This is a genomic window from Dyadobacter arcticus (assembly GCF_011762185.1).
Classification (GTDB): domain Bacteria; phylum Bacteroidota; class Bacteroidia; order Cytophagales; family Spirosomataceae; genus Dyadobacter; species Dyadobacter arcticus.
Genome location: NZ_JAASQJ010000005.1, coordinates 178,398 through 191,893, shown reverse-complemented (window position 1 = coordinate 191,893; position 13,496 = coordinate 178,398). Strand labels below are relative to the sequence as shown.

Genomic DNA, 13,496 nt, shown 5'->3' with positions numbered 1-13,496 from the left:
CTATTAATTTCTGAACCGTCCGAATGTCAAACTCAGATTGAAGCCTCTTACTACTTTGGCATTGTTCAAATTTGTGAATATCGCACAGCCAGCAGCCATATGTGTCCTCAGGCGATAAGTCAGACGCACCTTACCGTTCAAGCCTGGCACGAAACTGGTTTTCTCATTGAAATCATAATTTCCTGATGAGAAAAAATCAAAGCCTGCACCCTCACTGCGGAAGAATTCGTGGCTGTCATATTTAATCAAAGAAGGCCCTGCTAAAACGCCGAGGCTTAATCTTGGATTTTTAAGCGACCATTGGTAAAGCCCCATCAGCGATACGGTCAGTACTTTATCCTGTGGAAGGCAGTTACCGAAAAAGCACGTTCCTTTTTGATAATTCGGGGGCAATTCGCGACATCTGTAAATGCTATAATTCGCATCCGCAGAAATGCCGAGGTGATTGGAAGACACCCAAAATAACTCGCCGCCAAGAACGGGCCTGTTGTTTTGAATGCCGATCTGGCCACCGCCATAAATACCCGCCATGTCGGCCGGATCATTCAGGGTATTCTGGGCATTTGTGCCCAGGCAGCTCAATAATAGAAAGAGAATGCAGTGATACTTGTTCATAAAATGGGTTCGGATAAAATGAACAATGCTTGGCTAATGTATCTGACTGATGGTAATGATGAATGAGAGAAATTTGTAGGGAACTGTTACATTAAAAACTTGTACCGCCCCAAACAGAAGGGCAAAAGCGATGGATTGCGGGTAACTCAATTTATAAAACCGCCTGGAACCTACTGCAACAAAAATGCATGCGCCCAGGTAAACGAGAATTGCCACTATTCGTTCGGCAGGACGGAGGTGCGTGTGATTGATCGAATAATTGACGTAATCAGCCAGGAGCAGAAGTACCGGGAATGCCAGAAATCCCCAAAGGAGAAAAATGCAATTGGCTTCTGTAGCGAAGATAATCTGGTCAAAAAAGTACTTTCGCCTCCGGAAAGTCAACAGCCAAAAGAATAGGGCGGTAAGCGGAATGAGGACCGGGAGCAGGAATTTCGAAGTCTTCTCGCTTTTTGCCCGAAAGACTTCTTCGAGCTGCGCAAAGGACATGCCTGTTTTCTGCATGACTGATTTAATTTTCTGACCCGCAAATTGGCCGTAGACTGGCTGACGTTCGTAAAACTGCAAACGCATATTGAGCCCCTCAAATTTGGGAAAGAGCAGGTATAATACCACCAGTAAAAGGTACAGGGAGATTGGTTTGAAATATTTCTTGCGAATCCCGAAACAGTAATCGTCCGAAACTTTTCCGGGGTGGAGAATAAAGGTTTTAATGGTGGTTAGAAGCGCCCCCTCAAAATGAGTGGCAAAGTGAAATACTTCTTCCAGAAAATGCAGTACCGAGCGATCGTGCTCTCCGTAGACCTTCTCCCCGCAGTGGCTGCAATACTTGCCCGAAAACTGGTTCCCACAATTTTTGCAGGCGATTAAAGATTTCTCCATAACGTAAAAAGTGCGGTTGAGCCCGGCCGAATGTCTCGTAATAATACATTTTTTTATATTTCTGAACCACAGCTTTGCGTTATATGCATCAACATTTTAATCCCGTAGATGTCTGACATGAAAAAATCCCTGATGCTGTTTTTTGTGATTACCACATTGTGGCTCACAGGTTGTGCGACGTCCAATACCGCCAATACGAGGGACAATGATGAGAGTTACCGCAATGAAGAGCAGCCAACCAATAATAACCTGAATAACCGCAGGTTCGAAAAAAACCTCGACCGTTTTGCAGAAGAACTGAGCCTGAGCAAACGCCAGCAAAAACAGTTTAAGAAAATTGACAGAAGATATAACAGGTTGGAAAGGAAGCTTTCCCGGAACGACGATGCCAAACGCCGCGACCGCAAAAGGCTGGCGGAAGAAAAAAGGGCTGAAATGATCGAGGTACTCAATCCTGAGCAGCAGCAACAACTGGAAGCATTGGCCAAGAAAGGGAGGTTTAGCCTCGATCAGTTATTTGGCAAATAGCATTGGTCTTCCACTTCAATATTTCAATTCTTTCAGCTTTGTAACCACCCGGTTGGCCACAATCTGGTAGCCTTTATCATTGAGGTGTATTTTATCAGTGCTTTCGTTAGCTCTGAGGCCCCTCGGGAAATTCATATTTTCCAGATCCGTATTATCCTCAGATGTCGGCGTGTAACCGATTGCTTCCAATTCGGCGGCGGTCGGTGGCGTCATGGGCACAAATGATTTGCCGTATCTAGCCGCAAGCGTATCATTGATCTCCGTCACCTGACCGTATTTTACGGTTCCTCTAATGTCTGGTGAAGCAAGTAATACTCCAAGAACAAGATATCGTTTCGGGTCCGTAATGTAGGCGATAGAGCTTTCCAGCGCTGTAAGGATCTTTTCCTCCGCAGACGCATCGCCAACGTCATTGCGGCCATACCACAAGATTTGCGTTGCGGTTTTAAGATGGACCGCATCGTCGAGGATGAATACCGAGTCGGCCGGGATTTCGGTCGTGCTGGTAGATTCAGGTGTGATGGTATAGCTTTCACCAGAGGCGGAATTGGCTGTCCTCGTGATGGTACACTTTATGTCGGCAATTGTGCCGGTTCTGCTATACGTATTATCGTTGATTGGCGTGGATAAGAACTCGTTGCTTAATTTGGTGATCTTAACCGCATTTGTCCCATCGAATTTTCCTCCTTCGACAGTTATTGTAACTGGTGTTCCGCCCTGTCTGATGGAAATCGACTGTGCGATCTGGCCCACAATACCATCGCTGAAAACGGTCCTGCCAGATAATGCTGCCCCCACTAATGCTCCGTATGGGCGGGTACCGCCCGTTCCAATGGTGAGGCTGTCGCCAAAAAATGCCAGCGTTTTGTCCCGTAAAGGCGGCTCCGGTTCTTCTAATCCCGGCTTGTCCTTTTTCGGGAGCAGGTCGTCCAGTACACCGCTGCAGGATGTTAACATGTTGGTTGCCAGGATTGCTGCCCCGGAATGTAGAAAAAAGCGTCTGCGGGTCAATAAATTGTCCGGGCTACCAGCGCCGGATTTAGTCTGATTCTCTTGATTCATTCTTTTAGGGGAGCTTTGAGTATTTTCCGAGGTACATACAACAAGAATCATTCCAAGATTTTTGAATATGCGGTAGTAAAACGTGCAACCCAAACTTGGCTTATATTCGCCCGCACTTTGTCGTGAATCCCCTCTTCTGTCTTGGAATGTGACAATTACCTTTGTTTCATGCCATCACCAAACATTAGCAAGTCAATTCAGCCCAAAGCCGGACGCCGCGAATGGGCCGCATTGGCCATACTGATCATTCCGACACTCCTGGTATCGGTTGATATGACCGTCACTTACCTGGCACTGCCGGTACTGAGCATTGGCCTGAAGCCCAGCAGTACCCAACTTCTGTGGATCACGGATATCTTTGGATTTATGAATGCGGGACTGTTGATTGTAATGGGTTCGCTTGGCGACCGGTTGGGAATGAGGAAGGTACTTTTATGGGGAGCTTTTGCATTCAGTGTTTCGTCGGTCATGGCGGCTTTCGCACCTTCGGCTTTCTGGCTTATTATCGCACGAGGGATTATGGGAATTGGCGGCGCTGCTATATTGCCTACCGTGCTTTCACTGATACGGAATATGTTCGTCAATGAATCCGAGAGGACCTTTGCTATGGGATTGTACACCACCTGTTTTTCATCGGGAACAATGTTGGGGGCCCATCGTTGGTGGCTTTTTGCTCAATCATTTCTGGTGGGGTTCGGTCTTTCTGATGCCGGTGCCACTTATTGTCGCGTTACTGGCAGCTGGGCCGTTTCTATTGCCTGATATCAAGGATACCCAAGCCAAATCCATGGATCTGCTTAGTGCTGTATTGTTAATAGCGGGCATTCTGGCAATTATTTTTGGTATCAAACAAATGGCACAAGACGGAATCAGCCTCATTGCATTGTTAAGTACTCTGCCCGGCTTCGGGATTATTTTTATTTTTATTCAAAGGCAAAAAAAGCTTGAATTGCCGCTGATTGACCTGAAACTTTTTTCCAATGCCAGGTTCAATGCCGCTTTGGGGGCGTTGTTTATCGGGATTTTTAGCTGGTCGGGTATGTTCCTCTTTGTAGGGCAGTACCTGCAATCGGTATTGGGGCTTGGATCATTTGAAGCTGGATTGTGGATGCTGCCGGGTGCATTGGGTAGCGTTGTTTTGTGTATGCTCGCGCCAATTGCGCTTAAACATTTTAGCCGGGGCGTTGTTATCACCGCCGGTCTTTTGCTGCTGACTACGGGAATTGCATCACTTTCATTGCTTACTGACAATGGATTGCCCTTGCTTGTGGTGGCCATGGTGCTGATGTCGGCAGGATGCGGGCTGACGGTAACCGTAGGCATTGACCTTGTTCTGGCATCGGCGCCGGCCCAAAAGGCAGGTGCGGCAGCAGGCCTTTCCGAAACTAGTACTGGATTTGGTGGCGCATTGGGCGTTGCCATTCTGGGCAGCGTATGGAATACACTCTATCGCCATGATATGGACAATTCCACCGGCAGCGCGGTATCCCGCGATACGATCGGCGGCGCAATAGCGGAAGCACACCGGTTGAATGACACCGGACTTCTAGCACAGGCAAAGCAAGCATTTATACATTCTCTGCACATAACTTCATTTTTGAGTGCCTGCATTATTTTTGTTGTTGCCGTTCTGGTTGCGATTAAATTCAGCAGATAACCAATCGGAATGCAGGCAGGCATTGCAACAGAACCGGAGTTGCTGGTAAAAATCAGGGGTTAAGTGCTTTTCATCAATGAAAACTTAACCACTTCTATGAAAATCCACCCAAAACATATCCTTGCTAAAAGTCTGATTTTAAGCTTTTGCTATCTCGCATTCAACTGTACGCAAAAAAGTGGGAACGAAAGTGACGACAATTCAGAGGCGACCGATGATAAATCTGCTTACTACACCGACGAAGACTTCGGGAAGATTTCCAAAATTAATACCCACGTACATTTCAAAGTGTATGATACCACTTTCATTGCCCAGGCCAAAAGGGATCATTTCAAATTAATAACGGTCAATGTGAATTCCGGCTATTCCCCGCCGATCGGAGAGCAGCAGGGGCTGGCTGTAAAACTGTTGAAGGCTTATCCAAATGACCTTGCCTATGCGACAACAATTTCGGTGAAGGACTTCAATGAGCCGGGCTGGGCGCAGAAAACGATTTCCTATCTGGACGATTCCTTTGAAAAGGGTGCGATTGCGGTTAAGATCTGGAAGAATGTCGGGATGGAGTTGAAAGATGCCAAAGGTAAATTTGTAATGATCGACGATCCGAAGTTTGATCCTGTCCTGGATTTCATCGAAAAGAGTAACGCTACGTTCATTGGCCACATTGGCGAGCCCAAGAACGCCTGGCTGCCCGTTGACAAAATGACCGTGGCGGGTGATAAAAATTACTTTTCTGAACATCCGGAGTATCACATGTACCTGCATCCGGAATATCCAACACATGAATATATCATGGCGGCCAGGGACCATATGCTGGAAAAACATCCGAAGTTAAAGTTCGTAGGAGCGCATCTGGGAAGCTTGGAATGGGATACGGATACATTAGCAAAGCGATTGGACCTCTATCCAAATATGGCCGTAGATATGGCCGAGAGGATCACACATTTTGAATTTCAGGCGGTAACAAATCCAAAAAAGGTGCGCGACTTTTTTGTTAAGTACCAGGACAGACTTGTGTATGCCACCGACGAAACGGTTAATGAAAAAACGCCCATTGATGTATACAGTAAACAAGCGCATGAAAATTGGCTGGAACATTGGAAATTCTTCACATCCTCGGAAAAAATGAAGGTTGCGGACGTGGAAAAGGAATTCAATGGATTAAGACTTCCAAAAACCGTTGTGGACAAAATTTATCGGACGAATGCTGAGAATTGGTTTTCGCTGGAAAAATTTAAGTAGTGAAGTCCCAGGCACGAAAATTGAGGCGGCCATTTCATAAACTTCATCAAAAATGGCAAAGGCGAAAACAGGGAGCAGGAAAAAGAATAAGTTGGGTGTAAAGAACTCGCTGGTTAACAATATCAATGCAAGAAAAAAGAAAGGCACTTCCCGCCCAAAAAGTAAGAAAACCGTTGACAAAAAGTCTTATTCCAAAATGAAGACAGACTGGGGTGAGAAAAAGAAGGATGAATAAGCTACGAAACCACGTTCATTGGTTTGCCTTCCATGAATTCTTTGAGGTTATCTGCCACCATTTGAAGCAATCGTTTTCTTGACTCGAAAGTAGCCCAAGCCACGTGTGGGGTAATGACACAATTGGGTGCTGAAACGAGTGGGTTATCGGATTTAGGCGGCTCAGTAGACAATACATCCAGACCTGCCCCTGCAATCGTACCTTCTTTAAGAGCATTGGCCAGATCAACTTCATTAACCAACGGGCCCCTACCCGTATTGAGTAAAAACGCGGTTGGCTTCATTTGAGAGAGGGAGTGCTTATTGATGATCTCCCTGGTATCATCCGTAAGCGGACAATGTAAACTGATCACATCGCTTTTTGTGAAAATATCGTCAAGTGTGACCATTTCTATACCTTTGGTTTCGGCCGGGTGTTTCCGGTAAGCGATCACTTTCATGCCAAATGCCTGCGCTATTTGGGCGACCTGTGATCCAATATCTCCCAATCCAATCAAACCCATCGTTTTTCCAGCTAATTCAGTGAGTGGCGTTTTCCAGTAGCAAAAATCCTGCGATGCAGCCCAATCACCTGCAAAAACGCTTTGACTGTGCGTTTCGGCCCGATTAACCAGTGATAGTAGCAAGGCGAAAGTCTGCTGTGCGACGGACGCCGGGCCGTATGCCTTCACATTAGTTACTGTAACGTTATTTTTCTGAGCCGCAGCGATGTCAATGTTATTAAATCCCGTAGCCATTACCCCAATGTATTTCAGCTTTGGAAGCTGGCTTAACGTTGATTCTGACAGGACCACTTTGTTAACAAGCAATACCTCCGCATCCTTAGCCCGCTCCAAAATTTCATCCCCTTGCGACCGATCGAATATGCTCACATTCCCAAGTTTAAGAATCGGTGCCCAGTCCTGGTCACCCGGATTTAATGTATAGCCGTCGAGGATTGTGATGTTCATCATTAATAATTATTAATTCAAATATTTCTCCAAGCAGAAACTTTGTATTGTGTCCGCTGCTGGTCAACACCTCCTGCGTAAATCAGTGTTTTTGTTCCAACTTTGCTGCCTGCCATCTCGCTAAAATAATTCATTCCTTTAAAATGCTCTGTCATGATTGTATGGGTGGATTTGATTTCGAAAATATCAAAAACATTGCCATTTTGGGTTAAGAGGTCAATCTCATGACCATTAGAATCCCGCCAGAACCAGTAGTGACGATGCAGGTACTGATGTTCACTTTTCTTATAAAACTCTGCTGTGATCAGGTTTTCAAAAATATTCCCTTTCAGCGCATTTTCCGTAAGAACTTCTGTATTTCTGATCCCCAAGACATGACATAATAGTCCTGTATCATAGAAATAAAGTTTCGGTGTTTTAATGATTCGCTTGTTGAAATTTTGGTAGAATGGTTGCAGCTGAAATACAATGTAACTTTTTTCCAAAGTTGCTAACCAGGCCTTTGCAGTAGGCTGAGATATACCGCACTCATTAGCTAGGGAGTTTAGATTTAATAATTGCCCGACTCGTGCTGCACATAGTCCAAGAAATGTCCGAAACTGTCGGCTATCTCTAATATTAGTTAATTCTGCAACGTCTCTCTCTATATAGGTTTGGAGATAGTTTGAGTAAAACACCGATGGGTTTATTGATCTGTCATAAATAGCAGGGTAAAATCCATTGATACACGCATCAGCAAAATTTTCTGCAAGAAGGCTCGCTGATTTCATTTCATCAAAATCGAAAGGTAGGAGTCTAAATAATGCGACCCTGCCCGCCAAACTTTGCGTGATATTGCTTAATAAGTGGAAATTCTGCGAGCCTGAAAGAACAAATTGCCCCATTTTCCCGGATTGATCAACAAGAGTTTGAATATATGAAAACAGGACCGGAGCCTGCTGTGCTTCGTCAAGGATAACGCGATCCTGATATATGCTGAGAAACCCCAGCGGATCTTCATTTGCAAAGGCTCTGTTGTCTGGGTTTTCAAGAGAAATATACCGGTAATCTTCAAACAGGTTTTTCAAAAGCGTTGTTTTACCTGACTGTCTTGGACCAGTAACAGCTATAACAGGATACTTCTCTTTTTGTATCCTGATAGCTGATTCGATATGTCGACTTACAAAGCTCATAATCTTGTATTTAACACACAAATATAAGTCCTATTTTGAAATTACATAACATCTATTTTGAAATTACATAGACTTTACTTTGAAATTACATGAACTTTATTTTGAAATTACATAGGTTTCATTTTGAAATTGCATAAAAAATCCTTCCTGATGCTGACCCAGGAAGGATTGGACTTATTGGAATTTTGAATGCTAATTTTTAGGATCTGTGCTGATCTTACCGGCTCCTTGGCCTTGCTCTTGCATGGGGTTTGGCGCTTTTTTGGTTTGATCTTTGAAAATTTGAAAACGGGTTGGTTTGGCAACACGAGGGAAAGAATTGTTCTCGGTATCAATGTCCGCAATTTGCATGTACGGATCCAGCGTCCACTGCACAACTTTCTTCCTGGTCGAGATCACTTTATTAATTTGCTGGTCATTGAAACGCCAGATTTCAGCTGGGAAGACCGCTACTGAATCGGTGCCGTCCTCAAAACCCATTTTAACGATGACTGGCATTGGCAACCCACCTTTATTTTTGACTGAAATAGTGTAAAAATTCTGGTTATCCTGGATCAGCTGGCGTTCACTTTCGCTTAATGTCGCCAGATATTCATCATATTTCTGCTTATCCGCGGCTGTTACCTTAAATGGATCGTAGCGATTGTAAAAGTCGGCCATGGTCGAATCCTGTGCGACAACTGTTTCGCCTTTTGTTTTGGCATCCTGCATTTTGCTCATGGTACCTAGTTTCCGCTCCGCTTCTTTACGAGCGATCTCCTTTTCAATTTCGGGGTTCTGGGTGTTAATGTTAAACCAATCTACACTTACCAGATCCTGATCAACCGGTTCGGTTCCATAAAACCATCCTTTCCAGAACCAATCCAGGTCCACGCCGGAGGCATCTTCCATGGTACGGAAGAAATCAGCCGGGGTGGGGGTCTTAAATTTCCATCGGGTTGCATATTCTTTGAAAGCATGATCAAACAATTCGCGACCCATCACGGTTTCGCGAAGAATGTTCAATGCAGTTGCCGGTTTCCCATATGCATTGGGTCCCAAGCCAATCACATTCTCTGCGGAGGCCATAATGGGTGTAAGTACCGATTTGTCGGAAGACATGTATTGGGTGATCATATTCGGCTCGCCGCGGCGGGTCGGGAAGTTATAGTCCCATTCTTTTTCGGCAAGATACTGGCAGAATGTGTTAAGCCCTTCATCCATCCACGCCCATTGACGTTCGTCGGAATTGACGATCATTGGGAAAAAGTTATGCCCTACCTCGTGAATGATCACGCCGATCATGCCATATTTTACAGCTTCCGTATATGTACCATCCTCTTCGGGGCGGCCACCATTGAAGCTGATCATCGGATATTCCATTCCACCACCTGAAACGCCATGACACGAAATGGCAACCGGATAGGGATATTCAAAAGTGCGGTCTCCGTAAGATTTCAGGGTATGGGCTACTGCGCGGGTCGAATATTGCTCCCAAAGTGGGTTACCCTCTTTTGGATAAATAGACATGCACCAGATTTTGCGCCCGCTTTTGTAAACATCCGTTTGCATAGCATCCCAAATGAATTTCCGGCTGCTTGCAAATGCAAAATCACGCACATTATCTGCTTTATAAACCCAGGTTTTCTTTCCGGGCGTTTTATTCTCGCGTTTCTCTGCTTTTTCAGCTTCTGCCTGGGTTACGATCAGGACGGGAGTTTTGGAAGTTTCAGCTTTTTTCAGACGTTGCTTTTGGGTGGACGTCAAAACTTGTGCAAAATTCTGACATTCGCCACTTGCCGCTACGACATGGTCGGCGGGAACCGTGATGGCTACTTTATAATTTCCAAATATCAATGCAAACTCACCCTGACCCAGGAATTGCTTGTGGTTCCAGCCATTTACGTCGTCATAAGGTGCCAGACGGGGAAACCAATGCGCAATGAAATAATTGGCATTACCATCTTTTGGAAAGTGTTCATAACCGCTGCGGCCATAATATTCGGTAATGTTATAGCTCCAATCTACCGAGAAAACGACATTTGTTCCCGGTTTCATTGTCACGGGAAGATCAATACGCATCATGGTATTATTGATGGTATATGTCAATGCTTTTCCGGTTTTATCTTTTACGGCCGATATCTTGTATCCATACTCAATTTTAGGATCCAGCTTGGCACCACGCCCGTTGTTCAAGTCAGCCAATTGGTCGGGTGTCATTCCCTTTTCACTATTAATCGTTCCGGTCCTGGACATGGCGCCAATACCATCTTTCTTGAAAAGATTCTGATCCAGCTGCATCCAGATGTATTTCAGGTCATCCGGGGAATTGTTAAAAAAAGTGATGGTTTCGGACCCGATTATCCTGCGGTTATCATCGTCCAGCTCGGCTTTAATGTCATAATCGGCGCGTTGCTGCCAGTATTCCCGTCCTGGCGCTCCCGAGGCTGCGCGATAGGAATTGGGTGTTGGCAATCCTGTTCCAAGTTGCTCGAAACGGTCGTTGTACTTGAAATTAGATGAAGTTGGGATCTGCTGGGCTATCGAAGCGGTGGCAATCAGCAGGATCAGTAATGGGAGCAGTGTTTTTTTCATAGTTGGTTATTCATTAAGATGTTGACAGGCACTAGTTGACAGGCGATCCTACCGCAGGCGAGCTTGTAAGTGTTTCAAACAATGCGTTGTTCAAAATAAGTGATAACGCCATTCCGACTATAATTCCTGATAAGATGTTGATCCAACTCGTTCTTTGGATCCTCAACAGTTCGATCAGTACAAAGGCGACGGATAAAGTAATTAGTACAATAACAAGCTGGCCTAGTTCAAGGCCGATATTGAAACCTAGCAACGGATAAAAGATTTCGGCTTCCTTGCCCAAGAGTGCCTTTAGATAATTGGAAAAACCGAGTCCATGGACGAGGCCGAAAAATAATGCAATTGGATATCGTAGCGAAGAGGGTTGTTTCTTTTGGGAAAATGTGCTTTTTGGCTCTTTATAAAAAAAATTAAGGCATGCGGTAATGACAATGGTTACAGGAATCAAAAGCTCTATCCAATCGGGTTTAACAGCGACGTAACCCATGGTTGCCAGCGCAAGTGTAATGGAATGCCCCACGGTAAATGCCGTTACCAGCACGATCACTTTTTTCCAATTAATTAATGTGTATATAGTACAGAGCGCCATGATAAAAAGAATATGGTCATAGCCATTGGAATCGGTAATATGAGAAAATCCTAACTGAAGGTAAGCCTGGAATTCGGACATTAAATGGAATAAAAGGAAAAATCCTGACAAAATAATTGTCAAGACAAAGTAAGTGAATCCGAAGATATTCTATTCAGGGCAGGAAAACAATATGGAAAGAAAAAGACCGGAAGCATATGCTCCCGGCCTTTCTAAATTCTGACACCAATTATATAAGATTTTTATTAATTATAAGGCGTATTCTGGGGATCAAAGTTCGTCCAGCCAGTGGTCCAATCAGTGGTACCGAAAGCACCTCTGAAAAGTTCTTTCGTAAAGAACGCATCAGCGCCTTTACCTTCCCAAACCGCATCTTTCAACAAGGGTGAAGCGGCCAGTGGCAAGAATGCAGGAGCAGCTAGATTAAAGTTGGCTGCGTTCAGCATCAAGGTAGGAATATCGGTTACCACATTCTTGCGTGTAGCAGCATTGAAATATGCTGTTGCTTGGGCGTCCGTCACACCAGTTGCGGCGCGGTCGCCTCGCAGCGGTGTAGTCACATTAGCAAGTACTATTCCTTTTAGGTCCAATGTTCCTGCAGTGGCATGTGCCAAAGTGTTTGCACCGTCCAAACGAAGTCCTTCCGGGTATCCGACAAAAAGAGAGTTTAAGATGGTAATGTCTGTATTACGGCGTAGATGCATCGCTGACTGATATGATCCGCTTCCGGATGCAATAGCCGAACTAGGCGTTCCGCTGAACACGAAATTACTAACGTTCGCAAACACTGGTGCTGTTAACGGCAACCCGTTATTTGGTCCCGTTGCAGGCTCACCTGTACCGTTAAAGTTATCAGATTCAAAACCATTAGAACCTGACTGGTCGGCAAACAAAGGATCACGAAGGGATAACGCGTACTGTACTTTTCCGATAAAGCCCCAGTCTGTATCAAAATCGTCATCAAAACCCCTGAAAGCTACAAGGTACTTTGAATTGACAGTTCCGCCAAACCATTCAAAGGAATCATCACCACCGTAAGAAACCTGAATGTGGTCCATTATTGTACCTGAACCAACACTGTAGAGCGTCAATCCGTTGATCTCACTTCCTTGAGAAAGCGCGATACCTGGAAACTCGATACGAACATATTGTAACGTACCTGAATTGTCTGCTGCAATAGCATCACCACCAAGCTGACCGGAAATACCACCTTCAAACCCTTGGCTTACAAGACGGTTATGCGGCGCTTTTCCAATAATCACTACTCCACCCCAGTCGCCGTACTTACGGGCTCCAACCGCGGCATTTGATGTGAAAACGATAGGCTCAGTAACAGTACCGACTGCCATTATTTTCGCTCCGGCACCAATGATCAGCGTTCCGCCCTTTGCAGAACCCGCAGGGTCCAAAGCAGGTGCACCACCTTTTATGATCGTTCCTGCCTCGATAGTAAGCGTAGCTCCTGACGCAACCGTAACAAAACCTTTCAACAAATAGATATTATTTTTTGTCCACGTTTCGCTGGCGGCAATGGTTCCCATTTTTTCCACAACAGCGCGGGCTGCTATGTCAAAATTCCCAGTACTTTTTGCAGTTGTTCCAGCGACGGTCACTGATACCAAACCTGTAGTTGCGCCCGCTGGAACCGTCACTTCAAGAGTTGTAGCGGTTGCAGCAGTAACCACAGCAGGAGTTGTATTAAATAAGACGGTATTGTTTGCTGGTGTAGGATCAAATTTGGTACCCGTTATGACCACTTTCGTACCAACCGGTCCATTTGAGGGAGTCAGTGATTTTACAGACAGTACTTCTGCTGGTGGTGTGGGTTCATCATCGTTATCACACGAAGCAAGTCCTACAAAGAGACCCATCATAAGGAGTAAAAAGTACATCCGGTTTTTTAAAATATTCATAGTAATTGTTATTGGGTTACAAAATAATTGATGAAAAATGTAGAAGAAATTCTTTTCTTATTCGGCCTTACCTGTTGA

Annotated in this window: 13 protein-coding genes; 5 read left to right on the top strand and 8 right to left on the bottom strand. The window is 45.0% G+C overall.

What is annotated here, in order from left to right; genetic code table 11:
* Nucleotides 1-3 precede the first annotated feature (3 nt).
* Together FHS68_RS22400 and FHS68_RS22395 are read right to left on the bottom strand one after the other, a co-directional pair.
* The gene (locus tag FHS68_RS22400; RefSeq protein WP_167275191.1) at nucleotides 4-615 is read right to left on the bottom strand and encodes a hypothetical protein; all 612 of its coding nucleotides are present in this window, start codon (nucleotides 613-615) and stop codon (nucleotides 4-6) included.
* A gap of 33 nt (nucleotides 616-648) precedes the next feature.
* Nucleotides 649-1,497, bottom strand: coding sequence for a DUF3667 domain-containing protein (locus FHS68_RS22395; RefSeq protein ID WP_167275189.1), 849 nt, complete (start codon nucleotides 1,495-1,497; stop codon nucleotides 649-651).
* A 117-nt stretch (nucleotides 1,498-1,614) separates the two neighbouring features.
* Between FHS68_RS22395 and FHS68_RS22390 the strand changes: the two genes are divergently transcribed.
* Entirely contained in the window at nucleotides 1,615-2,025 is a 411-nt protein-coding gene (locus FHS68_RS22390) for a hypothetical protein (protein ID WP_167275187.1), read from the top strand.
* 15 nt (nucleotides 2,026-2,040) lie between these two features.
* Here FHS68_RS22390 and FHS68_RS22385 read toward each other — a convergent pair whose 3' ends face one another.
* The gene (locus tag FHS68_RS22385; RefSeq protein ID WP_229212025.1) at nucleotides 2,041-3,087 is read right to left on the bottom strand and encodes an SGNH/GDSL hydrolase family protein; all 1,047 of its coding nucleotides are present in this window, start codon (nucleotides 3,085-3,087) and stop codon (nucleotides 2,041-2,043) included.
* A gap of 168 nt (nucleotides 3,088-3,255) precedes the next feature.
* Here FHS68_RS22385 and FHS68_RS22380 point away from each other — a divergent pair, with 168 nt between their 5' ends.
* From FHS68_RS22380 to FHS68_RS22365, 4 genes are all read left to right on the top strand, one after another.
* Nucleotides 3,256-3,849 (top strand): MFS transporter, encoded by a 594-nt coding sequence (locus FHS68_RS22380; RefSeq protein WP_167275184.1) that lies wholly within the window; start codon nucleotides 3,256-3,258, stop codon nucleotides 3,847-3,849.
* Nucleotides 3,758-4,744, top strand: a complete 987-nt coding sequence (locus tag FHS68_RS22375; protein WP_167275182.1) for an MFS transporter — start codon at nucleotides 3,758-3,760, stop codon at nucleotides 4,742-4,744. The genes FHS68_RS22380 and FHS68_RS22375 overlap by 92 nt, the downstream gene beginning before the upstream one ends.
* A gap of 96 nt (nucleotides 4,745-4,840) precedes the next feature.
* On the top strand, nucleotides 4,841-5,986 hold the full coding sequence (locus tag FHS68_RS22370) for an amidohydrolase family protein (protein WP_167275179.1): 1,146 nt from the start codon (nucleotides 4,841-4,843) through the stop codon (nucleotides 5,984-5,986).
* A gap of 52 nt (nucleotides 5,987-6,038) precedes the next feature.
* Complete coding sequence (locus FHS68_RS22365; protein ID WP_167275177.1) at nucleotides 6,039-6,221, top strand: hypothetical protein; 183 nt, start codon at nucleotides 6,039-6,041, stop codon at nucleotides 6,219-6,221.
* 1 nt (nucleotide 6,222) lies between these two features.
* Here the strand turns inward: FHS68_RS22365 and FHS68_RS22360 are convergent, their stop codons facing one another.
* From FHS68_RS22360 to FHS68_RS22340, 5 genes are all read right to left on the bottom strand, one after another.
* Nucleotides 6,223-7,170 carry a D-2-hydroxyacid dehydrogenase gene (locus tag FHS68_RS22360; RefSeq protein WP_167275848.1) on the bottom strand — a complete coding sequence of 316 codons (948 nt, stop codon included), beginning with the start codon at nucleotides 7,168-7,170 and terminating at the stop codon, nucleotides 6,223-6,225.
* Nucleotides 7,171-7,187: 17 nt separating this feature from the next.
* Nucleotides 7,188-8,342: an ATP-binding protein gene (locus FHS68_RS22355; RefSeq protein ID WP_167275173.1), complete on the bottom strand. Its 1,155-nt coding sequence runs from the start codon at nucleotides 8,340-8,342 to the stop codon at nucleotides 7,188-7,190.
* 192 nt (nucleotides 8,343-8,534) lie between these two features.
* Nucleotides 8,535-10,916 carry a M1 family metallopeptidase gene (locus FHS68_RS22350; protein ID WP_167275170.1) on the bottom strand — a complete coding sequence of 794 codons (2,382 nt, stop codon included), beginning with the start codon at nucleotides 10,914-10,916 and terminating at the stop codon, nucleotides 8,535-8,537.
* A gap of 31 nt (nucleotides 10,917-10,947) precedes the next feature.
* Nucleotides 10,948-11,586: a HupE/UreJ family protein gene (locus tag FHS68_RS22345; protein WP_167275168.1), complete on the bottom strand. Its 639-nt coding sequence runs from the start codon at nucleotides 11,584-11,586 to the stop codon at nucleotides 10,948-10,950.
* 164 nt (nucleotides 11,587-11,750) lie between these two features.
* Nucleotides 11,751-13,418 carry a beta-helix domain-containing protein gene (locus tag FHS68_RS22340; RefSeq protein WP_167275165.1) on the bottom strand — a complete coding sequence of 556 codons (1,668 nt, stop codon included), beginning with the start codon at nucleotides 13,416-13,418 and terminating at the stop codon, nucleotides 11,751-11,753.
* Between the last annotated feature and the right edge of the window lie 78 nt (nucleotides 13,419-13,496).